Raw genomic sequence first — 17588 nt, 5'->3', positions numbered from 1 at the left:
ATGCAAGAGATCAACGCAAAATATAACTTAAAATCATTGTTAGAAAATTATCGAGTCGTAATTCCATTGATTCAGCGAGACTATGCACAAGGAAGAAAGGATAAAAGAACCACAGAAGTTCGAAAAAAATTACTCCAGGATATAAATACTGCCTTACTTGACACAAACGTTGGACCACTCGATTTGAATTTTATTTATGGAAAATCAATTAATGGGAAGTTTATTCCATTAGATGGGCAACAACGTCTGACAACCTTATTTCTGGTTTATCTTTTTGCCTATAGAGATAATGACGAGTGTGACTTTCTAGGTAATTTTTCTTATAAAACTAGAAAGTCTTCTACACAATTTTTCAAGAGTCTATTTGAGAACAGAAAGAATATCTTTACAGAAACAGAAAGTTCTTCAGAAATCATAACAGATCAGCCATGGTTTGCAGATTCATGGCAGTTAGATCCAACTGTACAAGGTGCCTTGAAAACACTAGATGACATTTCTGATTCTTTTGATTATGGGTTTGATTATGTTTCAGTTTTATCAGATTCTAATAACCAAAAACTTGTCTTCAATTTTCTAGATATTGATAAACTTGGTTCAGAAGATGAGCTCTATATCAAACTGAATTCTAGAGGGCGCCCATTAACTGACTTTGAAAATTTTAAAGCAAGATTAATTGATAGAATAAAGAAAATAGATAGTCATTTAGAAAGGGAATTTTCCCAAAATATTGATACAAAATGGACTGATGTTATTTGGAATATTGATAAAAATGCCTTTGACACCAACTTTTTAAATTTATTTGAAATTGTGCTTATCAATAATTTAGATAGCCTTGATTATTCTAAACGCGACAATTGGACTCTTGAAATCGACTTTGAAACTGTAGAAATAAGTCATATAAAAATAATTGTATCTGTTCTTGACTTTCTCTCTCAGAATAAAGTGCCTGAGGTTTCATCTATCTTAGAAGGTTCAATAGTCGACAAAAAACTGAAGGATAGGGTTTATTTTCACGTTATTTCAACATTCTTAGAACATCACGGTGATTCATTAGATACTAGCTATAAAAATTGGTATCGTATCTTTAGGAACTTGATTAATAACTCAGTTATAGATTCTCAAGAGTCATATGAACGGGCAATCAAGGGGATTAATGAACAAATCGAACATACTTCAGACCTGCTAGAATATCTAGCCGAGGGAAATAGAATTAATGGTTTCAGTATTGACCAAGTTGACGAAGAGATTGAAAAAGCTAAATTGATAACTGCAGATGATTCCTATAGAGAGATTATAGAAGTTGCTGAAAATCATCCCTATTTTGATGGTCAGATTCGAAGTTGCTTTTACTTCGAAGCGGATGATTTGCCAAGCAGAAAGATTGATGTTATTTCAATCTATTGGAATAAAATATCAAAAATGTTTACTGAAACAAAGCATGAAGAAGGTCTATTAATGCGGGCAGCTTTGCTAGCTCTAGGAGACTATACAATGACTACAGCTAATAATTATAAAACGCTGTATCAGGATAATTCAAATGAGTCTTCTGGGTCTGCACCAAGCCTCAAAAGTTTATTTTCATCTCGAAATGAGTATGTCAAAAAACTACTTGATGAACTCGATATGAACAAGCCGCTAGATGTTGAGTATCGTCGTATTATCCAAGAAAATATTAGTAATATAGCTCCTCAAGAATGGCGTTATGCCTTCATTGCTTACTATGAAACCATGTTTAGTAAAATGACTCCTTCACAATATAGAATGAAATCTCCGTTCTGGCTTAATCGTTCAGAGGAGATGTTGTTAATTCCCAATAAGAGCTCTAGTGCTAGAAATTATGATATTCATTTGATAGCACTAGAAGAAAAACTAAAGGAATTAGGAATACAATCTTGTTATGAAAGTGAGAAAGGGATTGAAAGTACCAATAGGATACTCTATATAAATGAAGTATATGAAGTCAGATTTCGAGGAAATCATTTTAGCCTTAATTTAATAGGTGGCGAAGAAGCAGAGGAAGAACATTTTGATTCTACGCTATCATTTTTGGATATAGCAGAATACTTGAATAATAAATTGCACTAATATTATCACAAAGGCTAGTGAAATTCACACTGGCCTTTGTGTATTAAATCTCTATTTTTATTGTAAGCTAGTACAAAAAAGACTAGATATTATTACGAACAGAATTAGGATAATTTTTCAATTTTCAAAGGGACTTTGAGTTTTTTAGATAAGTATTGAAAGTAAAAGCATACTAACGTAGAGGATAATGATATTATATTCTATAAGTTATAATCAAGCATGAGGTCGAATAATGAAAGAAGAAAATAATTTGCAAGGGAAAACCAGTCGTCTTTTATATTTTATGTCTGAATTGGAAAAGGGGCATAAGGTTAATAAAACTGAGTACCTTAAACGTTTTAATATCGCTGAGAGAACCTTTAAAGATGATTTAAGAGAATTAAAGGAAAATCTAAAAATACTTAGAGATGATATGAAAATAAAGTATTCTCGACTTGCAGGAACCTATGAGGCAGAATATAACCATGGTTATGGTAACTTAAAGTACAACCAGGCCGTCATCTTGTCTAAGATTCTTTTAGAAAGTAGAGCACTACGTGTTGAGGAAGTTAGAGAAATCATTGATACTTTTGTAGAGAGAGCTGTTGATGATAGGGAACGTCAGCGTATTAGAAACTTTACGGAACGGGAACTAGAGGAGTATAAGGAATTATCGATTTACAGGGACAATAAGAGTAAATCTATCTTACCTCATCTATCCGCTATTTTTGACGCAATTGAAAATCAGAAGCCTCTTTCTTTTAAGTATACGAAATACCAAGGAAAGGATGCCGATTATGATGTGTTACCGGTCTCGATTATGTTTAATGATCATTATTTTTATTGTATGGCATATAAAGTTGAAGAAAAGGATGGAAGATTAAGAATAGATACAAGGAGTCTTCGTAATTTCAGACTGGATCGTTTTAAAACTGTTCATCGTTCGAAGTATAATACAGAACTAATATTAAGTTCTGAGGAATTAACTCAAATTTTGTCAGATAGTGATGTTCGTTATCATACTTTCTTGATGTTTTCAGATACGGAAAAATTTCGGATTAGATTCAGATATGTTGGTCAGTTTTGGGAAGTACTTGAAGATGATATCCCTGCACTTAAAGTTATCGAGAAAGATACAAGGAGTACAGTTCCTAGGGTAATATATGAAATTGAAACCTATGGCAGAGATAGTTTTCAACGTTATATTGATCGATTTAATGGGGTATTTACTATACTTGAACTAGAAAAAATAAATAAGTAAAATTGACACTTTTTTTTAATAGCATTTCACAAAAAAACAGAAGTACGTTTTATACGTACTTTTTTTGTTGTATTGTTTGAAAGTGTAAAACAGATGGACAATGATGTGTTTAAGGTACTTGTATTGTGTGTTTCTGGTGATAAAATATAGTTATAAAGAAATAATGCAAAACAAAAGTACAGCATTTATTACCAAAAGGAGGAAAGCAAAATGTCTAAAATTAGAAAGATAATCTATAAAAACAAAATGAAACTTATGAAGAACAGACACTCAACAAAAGGTGTTTACTGTCATGGAGCTAAAAAAAATAAAATAGTTTATGAGACTAATGCCAAAGCACTTCGTGCAGTCATGTTGTGTGAGGATCAAACCATTCGTACTTATTATTGTCATTATTGTGCAGGATTTCATACAACCTCAAGACCTGAACATGATGAATTAGATGATTTGTATATGTTTGCGAGAGCATATGTTTGTTAATGGTTAACACTAATAATGAACATAAACAAGGAAAACTCATCTTTTCAGAGTGAAGTGTTGAAATCCATTCATTAGTTGAGAACTAAGAAAATTTATTTTAGAGGGAGAGTAATTATCATGAATCTTATCATATTTTTCGCTACAATTGATGTATTAACTTTTATGGCTTTGGGAATTCTTTTTTCTATGAAATTAAGAGAAACTCGACGGATTAAAGAGATTGAAAAAGAAATCGAAAAGTTTGAAGCTCGAAGAAAGATATATTTAGCCATTTTGGAAGATGACGAGGATGCATTGTTAGCCATTATGAAGAATGACAAAGAGTTATTGTTAGATGTGATAAATGAACTTAGTGTGTAAAGTAGGGATTTATACTTACAGCACTCAAAAAAGGAATTATTTCCAATTCTTTTTAGATTGTCTATCATTAAGTCACCATATGGTGGCTTTTTTGTACCTTATAATCTATCTAAACATTCACAAGCAAGAATGAGAGAAGTTGAAATGAGCCTCTACAGGAATATGTAGAGGCTTTGATGAATTATTGAATTGTGTCATTTTGTTTAGTGAATTAGACGGGTGGTTTTGATTTTTTCAAGTATCAAAACTATTTTCTCTTTTTCGAGAATAACACTTGGTTTCCTTTTTTAACTGCTTTATAATAGAGTAATACTAAGGTCTTCTGCTGTGATAAAGAAGGCAGATTTTAGGAGATGAGAAATTGGCTTTTTGTGTTTAGAGGACACGGTTTGTTGATTTTTTACTGTAGGAGATAGATATGGCAATGATAGAAGTGAAACATCTTCAGAAAAATTTTGTGAAGACAGTCAAGGAACCGGGGTTGAAGGGGGCTTTGAGTTCCTTTATTCATCCTGAAAAGCAGACCTTTGAAGCGGTCAAGGATTTGACCTTTGAGGTGCCCAAGGGGCAGATTCTAGGTTTTATCGGGGCAAATGGTGCTGGAAAGTCGACCACCATTAAAATGCTGACAGGAATTTTGAAACCGACATCTGGTTTTTGTCGGATTAATGGCAAGATTCCACAGGATAATCGCCAGGATTATGTCAAGGATATTGGGGTTGTTTTTGGACAACGAACTCAGCTATGGTGGGACTTGGCACTGCAAGAGACCTACGCGGTTTTGAAAGAAATCTATGATGTACCGGACTCGCTTTTCCATAAGCGCATGGACTTTTTGAATGAAGTTTTGGATTTGAAGGAATTTATCAAGGATCCTGTGAGGACTCTTTCACTAGGCCAACGGATGCGGGCGGATATTGCGGCTTCCTTGCTTCACAATCCTAAGGTTCTCTTTTTAGATGAGCCGACCATTGGTTTGGATGTGTCGGTTAAGGATAACATTCGTCGGGCCATTACTCAGATTAATCAGGAGGAAGAGACAACTATTCTCTTGACCACTCACGACCTGAGTGATATTGAGCAACTCTGTGACCGGATTTTTATGATAGACAAGGGGCAAGAGATTTTTGATGGAACGGTTAGCCAGCTCAAGGAGACCTTTGGAAAGATGAAGACTCTCTCCTTTGACCTGACGCCAGGTCAAAATCATCTAGTCTCTCATTATGAGGGCTTGCCTGATATGTCCATTGATAGACAAGGAAATACTCTCAATATTGAATTCGATAGTTCCCGCTACCAGTCGGCCGATATTATCAAGCAAACCTTATCTGATTTTGAAGTCCGTGATTTGAAGATGGTAGATACGGATATTGAAGATATTATCCGTCGCTTCTATCGAAAGGAGCTCTAGGATGGTCAAATTGTGGAGACGTTATAAACCCTTTATCAATGCAGGGATTCAGGAGTTGATTACCTATCGAGTCAACTTTATTCTTTATCGGATTGGTGATGTCATGGGGGCTTTTGTGGCTTTCTATCTCTGGAAGGCTGTCTTTGACTCCTCCCAGGAGCCTTTGATTCAGGGCTTTAGTATGGCGGATATCACCCTCTACATCATCATGAGTTTTGTGACTAATCTTTTGACCAGGTCTGATAGCTCCTTTATGATTGGGGAGGAGGTCAAGGATGGCTCCATTATCATGCGTTTGTTGCGACCAGTGCATTTTGCGGCCTCCTACCTTTTCACCGAACTTGGCTCCAAGTGGTTGATTTTTATCTCTGTTGGACTGCCATTTTTAAGTGTCATTGTTTTGATGAAAATCTTATCTGGGCAAGGTATTGTAGAAGTGCTGGGATTAACTGTCCTTTATCTCTTTAGCTTAACTCTGGCTTATCTGATTAACTTTTTCTTTAACATCTGCTTTGGATTTTCAGCATTTGTCTTTAAAAATCTTTGGGGTTCCAATCTACTCAAGACTTCCATAGTGGCCTTTATGTCTGGAAGTTTGATTCCCTTGGCTTTCTTTCCAAAGGTGGTTTCAGCTATTCTCTCCTTCTTGCCTTTTTCATCCTTGATTTACACTCCGGTTATGATCATTGTTGGGAAATACGATGCCAGTCAGATTCTTCAAGCGCTTTTGCTCCAGTTCTTCTGGCTTATAGTGATGGTGGGCTTGTCTCAGTTGATTTGGAAACGAGTCCAGTCATTTATCACTATTCAAGGAGGTTAGTATGAAAAAATATCAACGCATGCATCTGATTTTTATCAGACAATACATCAAGCAAATCATGGAATACAAGTTTGATTTTGTAGTAGGTGTCTTGGGAGTCTTTCTGACTCAAGGTCTGAACCTCTTGTTTCTTAATGTTATCTTTCAACATATCCCATCCCTAGAAGGTTGGACTTTTCAAGAGATTGCCTTTATCTATGGATTTTCCTTAATTCCCAAGGGATTAGATCATCTCTTTTTTGACAATCTCTGGGCCTTAGGTCAACGACTAGTTCGAAAAGGGGAGTTTGACAAGTATTTGACTCGTCCTATCAACCCTCTCTTTCATATTCTGGTTGAGACCTTTCAGATTGATGCCTTGGGGGAACTTTTGGTCGGTTGCATTCTATTGGGAACAACAGTATCAAGCATTGCTTGGACGCTTCCAAAATTCTTGCTTTTCCTAGTTTGTATTCCTTTTGCGACCTTGATTTACACTTCTTTAAAAATCGCGACAGCCAGCATCGCTTTTTGGACCAAGCAGTCAGGTGCCATGATTTATATTTTTTATATGTTCAATGATTTTGCCAAGTACCCGATTTCCATTTACAATTCGCTCCTTCGTTGGTTGATCAGTTTTATCGTGCCATTTGCCTTTACGGCTTACTATCCTGCCAGTTATTTCTTGCAGGGTAAGAATGGGCTCTTTAATATCGGTGGTTTGATTCTGATTTCCCTTGTCTTCTTTTTCATTTCCCTCAAACTCTGGGATAGGGGCTTGGATGCCTACGAAAGTGCTGGCTCGTAAGGGGGAAAGTAAGACTAAAATCAAGAAAGGAACTTATGATGTTTACAATTGAAGAAGTCAAGGATGAAGATCAAAAAATGGCAGTTGTTGATGAGGTTTTAAAGGATTTGCCAGAATGGTTTGGAATACCTGAAAGCACGCAAGCCTACATCGAAGGAGCCAAAGATTTGCAAGTTTGGGCAGCCTATCAGGAGAGTAATTTGACTGGATTTGTAAGCTTGTCCTATTCTAGTGAAGAGTGTGCAGAGATTGATTGTCTCGGCGTAAAAAAAGCTCATCAAGGTAGAGGAATTGGGAGTCAATTGCTTGCTACTTTAGAAAGTGAAGCACGCAAACAAGTAGACTACCTACAGGTAAAAACAGTAGCAGAAGGCTCTAATAAAGATTATGATCGAACAAATGTCTTTTATCGAAGTGTTGGTTTTAAAAAATTAGAGATTTTTCCTCAACTTTGGGATCCCCAGAATCCTTGCCAGATTTTGATAAAGAAAATCGTTTAAAACTTCCTGACAAAAAATTGAGAGTGCCATACTATAAAAGTGTTAGCCAATTTAGCTCAGTTGGTAGAGCAAGGCACTCGTAAAGTCTAGGTTATAGGTAGATAAACGACTGAGGATTTGAAAAAATAGATATGTAGAAGATAACCGTTAAGTCTTATTCTTAGCGGTTTTTTATATTGTTTAATAGCGCTGATATTTCATTAATGATGTTTGACTTTGTGATGTTGCTAGTGCTTTAAGTTGATTGCTACTATTTTTGATGGTGTGAATGTTCTGATAATGTACCCCAGCTAACTACGAAAGTTTTTGACTCTATGTTTTTAACGCTTATTAAAAAATAAATTAATGTAGGTTAATTTTTATTGACTTAAATTTTTTAAATGATATACTATTTTTCTGGAGAGCTAACAATTATATATAAATGTACTACTCTATTTCCTAGATAATACTTATACTCGATGAAAATCAAAGAGCAAACTAGAAAACTATCCGCAGGTTGCTCAAAGCACTGCTTTGAGGTTGTAGATAGAACTGACGAAGTCAGTAACCATACATACGCTAAGACGACGTTGACGCGGTTTGATGCGATCTTCGAAGAGTATTAGTAAAACTTTTTATAACAAATGCTAGCAAAGTTAAAGTTTACTATCTATTGGAAGTTAAATAAATATGTAAGGAATTAAAATGAAAAAAAGTACAGTATTGTCATTAACCACAGCTGCAGTTATTTTAGCAGCATATGTCCCTAATGAGGTAATCCTAGCAGATACACCTAGTTCTGAAGATTCTTTAAAAATATCTGATAAAGAAACAGTAGTAGGTAAACAAAACGAAAACAAAGAAAAACTTGAAGATATTCATAATGTTATAGAAACTTCAAAGGATACTGAAGAAAAGAAAACAACAATTATTGAGGAAAAAGAAGTTGTTAGTAAAAATCCTGTGATAGACAATAACACTAGCAATGAAGAAGCAAAAATCAAAGAAGAAAATTCCAATATTGAGGAAAAAGAAGTTGTTAGTAAAAATCCTGTGATAGACAATAACACTAGCAATGAAGAAGCAAAAATCAAAGAAGAAAATTCCAATCAATCCCAAGGAGATAAAGCGGACTCGTCTGCAAGTAAAGACCCAGAAAGTCCCAAAAAAGAGGATAAACTTGTCTATATTGCTGAATTTAAAGATAAAGAATCTGGAGAAAAAGCAATCAAGGAACTATCAAATCTTAAGAATACAAAAGTTTTATATACTTATGATAGAATTTTTAACGGTAGCGCTATTGAAACAACCAAAGATACTCTGGACATAATTAAACTAATAGAAGGTATTTCATCGGTTGAAAGGTCACAAAAAGTCCAACCTATGATGAATCATGCTAGAAAAGAAATTGGAGTTGAAGAGGCAATCGATTACCTAAAATCTATCAATGCACCATTTGGGAAAAACTTTGATGGTAGAGGTATGGTCATTTCAAATATCGATACGGGAACGGATTATAGGCATAAGGCCATGAGGATTGATGATGATGCTAAAGACTCAATGAGATTTAAAAAAGAAGACTTAAAAGGTACTGATAAAAATTTCTGGTTGAGTGATAAAATCCCTCATGCTTTCAATTATTATAATGGTGGTAAAATTACTGTAGAAAAAGCTGATGATGGAAGCGATTATTTTGATCCACATGGGATGCATATTGCAGGGATTCTTGCGGGAAATGATACTGAAAAAGATATTAAAAACTTTAACGGAATAGATGGAATTGCTCCTAATGCACAGATTTTCTCTTATAAAATGTACTCTGACACAGGATCTGGCTTCGCAGGAGATGAAACAATGTTTCATGCTATTGAAGATTCGATCAAACACAATGTCGATGTTGTTTCGATATCATCTGGCTTTACAGGAACAGGTCTTGTAGGTGAGAAATATTGGCAAGCTATTAGAGCATTAAGAAAAGCAGGCATTCCAATGGTTGTAGCTACGGGTAACTATGCGACTTCTGCTTCAAGTTCTTCATGGGATTTAGTGGCAAATAATAATCTGAAAATGACCGACACTGGAAATGTAACACGAACTGCAGCACATGAAGATGCGATAGCAGTCGCATCTGCTAAAAATCAAACAGTTGAGTTTGATAAAGTTAACATAGGTGGAGAAAGTTTTAAATATAGAAATATAGGTGCCTTTTTCGATAAGAATAAAATCATAACAAATGAAGAAGGATCAAAAGCTTCTAGTAAATTAAAATTTGTATATATAGGCAAGGGGCAAGACAAAGATTTGATAGGATTGGATCTTAGAGGCAAAATTGCAGTAATGGATAGAATTTATACAAAGGAGTTAAAAAATGCTTTTAAACGTGCAACGGATAAGGGTGCACGTGGCATTATGGTTGTAAATACTGTAAATTACTACAATAGAGATAATTGGACAGAGCTTCCAGCTATGGGATATGAGGAGGATGAAGGAACTACTAGTCAAGTTTTTTCAATTTCAGGAGATGATGGTGTAAAGTTATGGAACATGATTAACCCTGATAAAAAAACTGAGGTTAAAAGGAATAATAAAGAAGATTTTAAAGATAAATTGGAGCAATACTATCCAATTGATATGGCAAGCTATAATTCTAATAAACCGAATGTAGGTGACGAAAAAGAGATTGACTTTAAGTTTGCACCTGACACAGACAAAGAACTGTATAAAGAAGAGATCATCGTTCCAGCAGGGTCCACATCTTGGGGACCAAGAATAGATTTACTTTTAAAACCAGATGTTTCAGCACCCGGTAAAAATATTAAATCCACTCTCAATGTCATTAATGGGAAATCAACTTATGGTTATATGTCAGGGACTAGTATGGCAACTCCAATCGTGGCAGCTTCTACTGTTTTGATTAGACCAAAATTAAAGGAAATGCTTGAAAGACCTGTGTTGAAAAATCTTAAGGGAGATGACAAAATAGATCTTACAAGTCTTACAAAAATAGCCCTACAAAATACTGCACGCCCTATGATGGATGCAACTTCTTGGAAAGAAAAAAGTCAATACTTTGCATCACCTAGACAACAGGGAGCAGGGCTAATTAATGTTGCCAATGCTTTGAGAAATGAAGTCGTAGCTACTTTTAAAAACACGGATTCTAAAGGTTTGGTAAACTCTTATGGTTCTATTTCTCTTAAAGAAATAAAAGGAGATAAAAAATATTTTACAATTAAGCTTCACAATACATCAAACAGACCTTTAACCTTTAAAGTTTCAGCATCTGCTATAACTACAGATGCTCTAACTGACAGACTCAAACTGGATGAAACATACAAAGATGAAAAATCTCCAGATGGTAAGCAAATTGTTCCAGAAATCCACCCAGAAAAAATCAAAGGAGCAAATATTACATTTGAGCATGACACTTTCACTATAGGTCCAAATTCTAGCTTTGATTTAAATGCGGTTATAAATGTTGGGGAGGCTAAAAACAAAAATAAATTTGTAGAATCATTTATTCATTTTGAGTCAGTGGAAGAAATGGAAGCTCTGAACTCCAACGGGAAGAAAATAAACTTCCAACCTTCTTTATCGATGCCTCTAATGGGATTTGCTGGGAATTGGAACCACGAACCAATCCTTGATAAATGGGCCTGGGAAGAAGGTTCAAAATCAAAAACAATGGAAGGTTATGATGATGATGGCAAACCGAAAATTCCAGGAACCTTAAATAAGGGGATTGGTGGAGAAGGTATAGATAAATTTAATCCAGCAGGAGTTATACAAAATAGAAAAGATAAAAATACAACATCCCTAGATCAAAATCCAGAATTGTTTGCTTTCAATAACGAAGGGATCAACGCACCATCATCAAGTGGTTCTAATATTGCTAAAATTTATCCTTTAGATTCAAATGGAAATCCTCAAGATGCTCAACTTGGGAGAGGATTAACACCTTCTCCACTTGTATTAAGAAGTGCAGAAGAAGGATTGATTTCAATAGTAAATACAAATAAAGAGGGAGAAAATCAAAGAGACTTAAAAGTCATTTCGAGAGAACACTTTATTAGAGGAATTTTAAACTCTAAGAGAAATGATGCAAAGGGAATCAAATCTTCTAAGCTAAAAGTTTGGAGCGACTTGAAATGGGATGGACTCATCTATAACCCTAGAGGTAGAGAAGAAAATGCACCAGAAAGCAAGGATACCAAAGATCCTGCTACTAAGATAAGAGGACAATTTGAACCGATTGCAGAAGGTCAATATTTCTATAAATTTAAATATAGATTAACTAAAGATTACCCATGGCAGGTTTCCTATATTCCTGTAAAAATTGATAATACAGCCCCTAAGATTGTTTCGGTTGATTTTTCAAATCCTGAAAAAATTAAGTTGATTACAAAGGATACTTATCACCAGGTAAAAGATCAATACAAGAATGAAACCTTATTTGCGAGAGATCAAAAAGAACATCCTGAAAAATTTGACGAGATTGCAAACGAAGTTTGGTATGCAGGCGCTGCTCTGGTTAATGAAGATGGAGAGGTTGAGAAAAATCTTGAAGTAACTTATGCAGGTGAGGGTCAAGGAAGAAATAGGAAACTAGACAAAGACGGAAATACTATTTATGAAATTAATGGTGCAGGAGATTTAAGAAGAAAAATCATTGAAGTCATTGCATTAGATGGATCTAGCAATTTCACAAAGATTCATAGAATTAAATTTGCTGATCATGCTGATGAAAAGGGGATGATTTCCTATTATCTAGTAGATCCTGATCAAGATTCATCTAAATACCAAAAGCTTGGCGAGATTTCCGAATCTAAATTTAAAAATTTAGAAAATAGAAAAGAGGATAGTCTTAAAAAAGATACAACTGAGGAAGAAAATCATCAAGAAAATGAAGAGTCTATCGAAGAAAAATCAAGCTTGACTATTCATAAAACTATTTCAACAATTAGAGATTTTGAAAGTAAAGACTTAAAGAAACTCATTAAAAAGAAATTTAGAGAAGTTGATGACTTTACAAGTGAAACTGGTAAGAGAACAGAGGAATACGATTATAAATACGATGATAAGGGAAATATCATTGCTTATGACGATGGTAGTGCCTTACAATATGAAACTGAAAAACTTGACGAAATCAAATCAAAAATTTATGGTGTTCTAAGCCCGTCTAAAGATGGACACTTTGAAATTCTTGGAAAGATAAGTAATGTTTCTAAAAATGCCAAGGTATATTACGGCAATAACTATAGATCTGTAGAAATCAAAACGACTAAGTATGATTCCCACTCAAAAACGATGACATTTGATTTATACGCTAATATTAATGATATTGTGGATGGATTAGCTTTTGCAGGAGATATGAGATTCTTTGTTAAAGATGATGATCAGATAAAAGCTGAAACTAAAATTAGAATGCCTGAAAAAAATAAGGAAACTAAAACAGAATATCCCTATACATCAAGTTATGGGAATGTAATAGAATTAGGAGAAGGTGATCTTTCAAAGAACAAACCAAACAATTTAACGGAAATGGAATCTGGTAAAATCTATTCTGATTCAGAAAAACAACAATATCTGTTAAAGGATAACATCATTCTAAGAAAAGGCTATGCACTAAAAGTGACTACCCATAATCCTGGAAAAACGGATATGTTAGAAGGAAATGGAGTTTATAGCCAGGAAGATATAGCAAAAATACAAAAGGCCAATCCTAATCTAAGAGTCCTATCAGAAAAAATAATTTATGCTGATAGTAGAAATGTTGAAGATGGAAGAAGTACTCAATCAGTATTAATGTCGGCTTTGGATGGCTTTAACATTGTAAAATATCAAGTGTTTACCTTTAAAATGAATGATAAAGGGGAGGCAATCGATAATGATGGAAATCTTGTAACAGATTCTTCTAAACTGGTATTATTTGGTAAAGATGATAAAGAGTATCATGGGGAGGATGATTCCAACGTAGAAGCTATAAAAGAAGATGGCTCTATGTTATTTATTGATGCAAAACCAGTAAATCTTTCAATGGACAAGAACTACTTTAATCCATCTAAATCTAATAAAATTTATGTACGAAATCCAGAATTTTATTTAAGAGGTAAGATTTCTGATAAGGGTGGTTTTAACTGGGAGTTGAGAGTTAATGAATCGGTTGTAGATAATTATTTAATCTACGGAGATTTACACATTGATAACACTAGAGATTTTAATATTAAGCTTAATGTTAAAGACGGTGACATCATGGACTGGGGAATGAAAGACTATAAAGCAAACGGATTCCCAGATAAGGTAACAGATATGGATGGAAATGTTTATCTTCAAACTGGCTATAGCGATTTGAATGCGAAAGCGGTTGGAGTACACTATCAATTTTTATATGATAATGTTAAACCAGAAGTAAACATTGATCCTAAGGGAAATACTAGTATTGAATATGCTGACGGAAAATCTGTAGTCTTTAATATCAATGATAAAAGAAATAATGGATTCGATGGTGAGATTCAAGACAAACATATTTATGTAAATGGAAAAGAATATAAATCATTTGATGATATTAAACAACTAACAGATAAGACACTAAACATTAAGATTGTTGTAAAAGATTTTGCAAGAAATACAACCGTAAAAGAATTCATTTTAAACAAAGATACGGGAGAGGTAAGCGAACTAAAACCTCATACGGTAACTGTGACCATTCAAAATGGAAAAGAAATGAGTTCAACGATAGTGTCGGAAGAAGATTTCATTTTACCTGTCTATAAGGGTGAATTAGAAAAAGGATATCAATTTGATGGCTGGGAAATTTCTGGTGTCGAAGGGAAAAAAGATGCTGGCTATGTTATTAATGTATCAAAAGATACTCTTATAAAACCTGTATTCAAGAAAATAGAGGAGAAAAAGGAGGAGGAAAATAAACCTACTTTTGATGTATCGAAAAAGAAAGATAACGTGCAAGAAAATCATAGTCACTTAGATGAAAATTACAAAAAGGAGGATTTACAAAGAGAAAATCATTCACACAAATCTGATTCAACTAAGGATGTCACAGCTAAAGTTCCTGATGAAAATGATAAAAACTTTGAAAATAAGAAGGAAGTTTATCTTAATGAACCAGAGAACATAGATAATAAACATACCAATATTGATAGTAAATCAACTACTAACAATGATAGGTTGCCAAAAACCGGAACAGTTAGCGAAGTCTTCATGTCATTAGTTGCCGGAATAATGTTTACCTTAGGTGCGTTTCTTGGATTAAAGAAAAAAGATCAAGATTAAGACAAAGCTATAGAAAAATGGTTTGTGTACTGAGATAGTGTGATGATGAAACAGTTTTGTGAAAATAGCCATTTATAACTCAATTATTTAGTTTACTTTACTATTGATACTCTTTTTGGATTTATTAATGTACTTAGTTTCGACAACTAATGAATTGATTGAAAGGGTTAGTATTGACAATATTGGTCATATTAATTAGAAAATAGAGTCTATCAAAATTTAAAGGCTAATAGAGGTGATGAGATAATTTCAAGGAATTAAGTAGCGTTTGGTTGCTTAATTCCTTTTTATTATGTGACTATTAGTCCGTTTCGCTCCGAAGGTGCGAAACAAATAAACCACCCGCTATTGATATGCCCCCTGTCAAGTAGACAGGTTAAATATGGCTCTTTGTCAACTGTAGTGGGTGACGAAAAGCTAACATCTAGAGAGAACCTGATAGGTTTTCTCTTTTTGTATGTTCAGAGTGATGAAAACACGCTTCCTAAAGTTAATAAAGTTTCTAAAACCGAAGCCCAGACGTTTGATGTCTTTGATAAGCTTATTGGTCCCCTCCAATTTTGCATTTGAGTAATGTGTTTCTAGTGCGTTTTTGATGTATGGTTTGTGTCTAAGGAAGGTCAAGCATAATTAAGATAAGAAAGAGAAACGATATGAAAACCATAATTTTTACATTTCACCCTCAATTAAAAACGGGCTCACGCATTAATAAAGAACTGGCAACAGCTGCTGCTGGAGCTGGTTATGACGTGCGAGATATGTACCAACTGTATCCCAATTTTGACATTGATGTCAAAACGGAGCAAAAGATTCTAGAGGTAAGTGATCGCATTGTACTCCAGTTCCCAATTTATTGGTACCAAACGCCAACCCTCATGAAACAGTGGTTTGACGTTGTTTTTGAATACGGTTGGGCCTATGGTTCGACTGGTACTGCCTTACAAGGCAAGGAAGTCATGTTGGTAGCTAGTTTTGGAGCTGGGCAAGATGACTACACGAGAAACGGCCCCTTCCATGTAACAATTGAAGAGATTTTAAAGCCTATCACTACGATTCAGTATTTGACAGGTCTAACATTTCTGGAACCTCTTATCATAACTGGTACTTTAAACATGGATCAAGAGTTATTATCAAATAAAGTAAATAAATACCTACAAATAATATAAATAAGACATATCAACCCTCTATAAATGGAATATACTTTATTATTTTTCTGTTTCAAACAATAAAGCATCAATCAATATACTTGAATACTAGTGGATATTATTGAGTATATTTCATATTGTCCAATTAGGACAATACATAAAATTTTTCCTGTTTTTCCTCTATACTTTTCCTTAGGAGAAAGATTGATGTACCGACGTTTAAGGGATTTGAGAGAAGACAATGATTTCACTCAAAAATTCGTTGCCGAAAAACTTTCGTTTACTCAACGATATTCAGGAAAGATAAGAAGCATCTGAGTTTAACTTCAGATGCTTCTTTGGTAGTTATTACATTTAGAATGAATCATGCTTAAAATGTTGCTGATATATTTTCTATTTTATGTTTAAATCTTTTTTTATTTCCATTTTAAGATTTTTGATGAAGACTTGATCACCAAAAGCTTCAGCTAGTACGGTAGCTGTATTATAAAGCTCAGTCGCTTTATCTCTATTGTTCTCATAGAAAAGATAATATTTCGCTTCAAAAATGAGTACGGCGGGTTTGTAAGCATGTTGTAGCGTCTTATCAATAATAGTATGCATTTTATCGACAATAGTTTTCATATTTCTATAATCATGATGCATCACATAGATTCCACCTATAGTTGACAATGCCCCCAGTAGTTCAACATTAACTAGCTCTTCCCCTTGTAATTCTTGATTAATTAATTTACATCGAAAACTTTCAACAATTTCTTCATCATAGTCACCAACTTGACATTGAAAGGTATAGTATTTTATTAGCAGAAGGTCATTCAAGGTGTACTCTTCTTTTTTTAATACCTGGTTCAAATAGTCTTCATATACAATCTCAACAAGATCTTCTTTCTTCTCTTCAGATATAAAATTCAGGGTTCTTTCAATGATATCAATGGTTAATAGTTCTTCTTCTGGTAGAATATCAATATAGTTGTCGTAGAGTTCCTCAATATCTTTTAGCTTTTTCTTGATACGTTCGAGGTCGCCATAGACAGGAGACTTCATGAGTTTATATTTAGCCTGATAATAATCTTCAGGAATGTCTAGTTTTGTTTCACCTAACAAATAGTTGAGGGAAACTCCTAATTTATCACTGATATACTGCAGTTTGACAATGGTTGGCAAAGAACGTCCGAGCTCAATTCTCATCAGCTGTTTGACAGTTAATTCTTCTTCAGTATCACAAACCTGCTCACGTGTTAAACCAAGTCGTTCACGTTCTTCACGAATTCTTTTTCCAATCTTGATTTTAATATCTTCTGACATACATAATTCCTTATGATTTAGATTTTTAATAATAATATAACGTAAAATTGAAATAAAGTCCAAAAGCCATAATAGAAGTAGTGTATAATAAAACCTACAGGAGTTTACAATTATGAAACAATCTCAATTTGTGAGCTCAATAGCCTACAAATTTTCCTCTCAAATATTATTTAGAATATTAAAAAT

Annotated in this window: 11 protein-coding genes and 2 pseudogenes; 11 read left to right on the top strand and 2 right to left on the bottom strand. The window is 34.1% G+C overall.

Going from position 1 to position 17588, the window contains the following annotated elements; all coding sequences use genetic code 11:
* The 9 genes from NYE32_RS06250 (at position 1) to NYE32_RS06210 (ending at position 14952) form a co-directional block, all read left to right on the top strand.
* Complete coding sequence (locus NYE32_RS06250; RefSeq protein WP_064520812.1) at positions 1-2085, top strand: DUF262 domain-containing protein; 2085 nt, start codon at positions 1-3, stop codon at positions 2083-2085.
* 232 nt (positions 2086-2317) lie between these two features.
* On the top strand, positions 2318-3325 hold the full coding sequence (locus NYE32_RS06245) for a WYL domain-containing protein (protein WP_339156884.1): 1008 nt from the start codon (positions 2318-2320) through the stop codon (positions 3323-3325).
* Positions 3326-3535: 210 nt separating this feature from the next.
* Positions 3536-3805 (top strand): hypothetical protein, encoded by a 270-nt coding sequence (locus tag NYE32_RS06240; RefSeq protein ID WP_060971938.1) that lies wholly within the window; start codon positions 3536-3538, stop codon positions 3803-3805.
* Between the two features lie 117 nt (positions 3806-3922).
* A complete protein-coding gene (locus tag NYE32_RS06235) occupies positions 3923-4165 on the top strand; it encodes a hypothetical protein (RefSeq protein WP_060971937.1) in 243 nt (80 codons plus the stop codon).
* A gap of 418 nt (positions 4166-4583) precedes the next feature.
* Entirely contained in the window at positions 4584-5576 is a 993-nt protein-coding gene (locus tag NYE32_RS06230; RefSeq protein WP_145517441.1) for an ATP-binding cassette domain-containing protein, read from the top strand.
* Position 5577: 1 nt separating this feature from the next.
* Positions 5578-6396 carry an ABC-2 family transporter protein gene (locus NYE32_RS06225; RefSeq protein WP_060971935.1) on the top strand — a complete coding sequence of 273 codons (819 nt, stop codon included), beginning with the start codon at positions 5578-5580 and terminating at the stop codon, positions 6394-6396.
* Between the two features lies 1 nt (position 6397).
* Positions 6398-7183, top strand: coding sequence for an ABC transporter permease (locus NYE32_RS06220; RefSeq protein WP_070438205.1), 786 nt, complete (start codon positions 6398-6400; stop codon positions 7181-7183).
* 38 nt (positions 7184-7221) lie between these two features.
* Positions 7222-7683 carry a GNAT family N-acetyltransferase gene (locus tag NYE32_RS06215; RefSeq protein WP_060971933.1) on the top strand — a complete coding sequence of 154 codons (462 nt, stop codon included), beginning with the start codon at positions 7222-7224 and terminating at the stop codon, positions 7681-7683.
* 684 nt (positions 7684-8367) lie between these two features.
* The gene (locus NYE32_RS06210; protein ID WP_339156883.1) at positions 8368-14952 is read left to right on the top strand and encodes a S8 family serine peptidase; all 6585 of its coding nucleotides are present in this window, start codon (positions 8368-8370) and stop codon (positions 14950-14952) included.
* Positions 14953-15376: 424 nt separating this feature from the next.
* Here the strand turns inward: NYE32_RS06210 and NYE32_RS06205 are convergent.
* Positions 15377-15573, bottom strand: a pseudogene (locus NYE32_RS06205) (transposase); the annotation flags it as partial.
* Between the two features lie 32 nt (positions 15574-15605).
* Here NYE32_RS06205 and NYE32_RS06200 point away from each other — a divergent pair.
* Both NYE32_RS06200 and NYE32_RS06195 read left to right on the top strand, forming a co-directional pair.
* Positions 15606-16118, top strand: coding sequence for an NAD(P)H-dependent oxidoreductase (locus NYE32_RS06200; protein ID WP_060933728.1), 513 nt, complete (start codon positions 15606-15608; stop codon positions 16116-16118).
* Positions 16119-16304: 186 nt separating this feature from the next.
* A pseudogene (locus NYE32_RS06195) lies at positions 16305-16382 on the top strand (XRE family transcriptional regulator); the annotation flags it as partial.
* A gap of 108 nt (positions 16383-16490) precedes the next feature.
* Here the strand turns inward: NYE32_RS06195 and NYE32_RS06190 are convergent.
* The gene (locus NYE32_RS06190; RefSeq protein ID WP_145517443.1) at positions 16491-17402 is read right to left on the bottom strand and encodes an XRE family transcriptional regulator; all 912 of its coding nucleotides are present in this window, start codon (positions 17400-17402) and stop codon (positions 16491-16493) included.
* Positions 17403-17588 lie beyond the last annotated feature (186 nt).

This window comes from Streptococcus sp. FSL R7-0248 (genome assembly GCF_037967965.1).
In the GTDB taxonomy this organism is placed as follows: Bacteria; Bacillota; Bacilli; order Lactobacillales; family Streptococcaceae; genus Streptococcus.
The sequence above is the reverse complement of the archived record's forward strand: the minus strand, read 5'-3'. Positions and strand labels throughout refer to the sequence as shown.

Bases quoted from the DNA above. Each gene is read 5' to 3' on its own strand.
- NYE32_RS06250 (WP_064520812.1), top strand. From the start codon at position 1: ATGCAAGAGATCAACGCAAAATATAACTTAAAATCATTGTTAGAAAAT.
- NYE32_RS06245 (WP_339156884.1), top strand. From the start codon at position 2,318: ATGAAAGAAGAAAATAATTTGCAAGGGAAAACCAGTCGTCTTTTATAT.
- NYE32_RS06240 (WP_060971938.1), top strand. From the start codon at position 3,536: ATGTCTAAAATTAGAAAGATAATCTATAAAAACAAAATGAAACTTATG.
- NYE32_RS06235 (WP_060971937.1), top strand. From the start codon at position 3,923: ATGAATCTTATCATATTTTTCGCTACAATTGATGTATTAACTTTTATG.
- NYE32_RS06230 (WP_145517441.1), top strand. From the start codon at position 4,584: ATGGCAATGATAGAAGTGAAACATCTTCAGAAAAATTTTGTGAAGACA.
- NYE32_RS06225 (WP_060971935.1), top strand. From the start codon at position 5,578: ATGGTCAAATTGTGGAGACGTTATAAACCCTTTATCAATGCAGGGATT.
- NYE32_RS06220 (WP_070438205.1), top strand. From the start codon at position 6,398: ATGAAAAAATATCAACGCATGCATCTGATTTTTATCAGACAATACATC.
- NYE32_RS06215 (WP_060971933.1), top strand. From the start codon at position 7,222: ATGTTTACAATTGAAGAAGTCAAGGATGAAGATCAAAAAATGGCAGTT.
- NYE32_RS06210 (WP_339156883.1), top strand. From the start codon at position 8,368: ATGAAAAAAAGTACAGTATTGTCATTAACCACAGCTGCAGTTATTTTA.
- NYE32_RS06200 (WP_060933728.1), top strand. From the start codon at position 15,606: ATGAAAACCATAATTTTTACATTTCACCCTCAATTAAAAACGGGCTCA.
- NYE32_RS06190 (WP_145517443.1), bottom strand. From the start codon at position 17,402: ATGTCAGAAGATATTAAAATCAAGATTGGAAAAAGAATTCGTGAAGAA.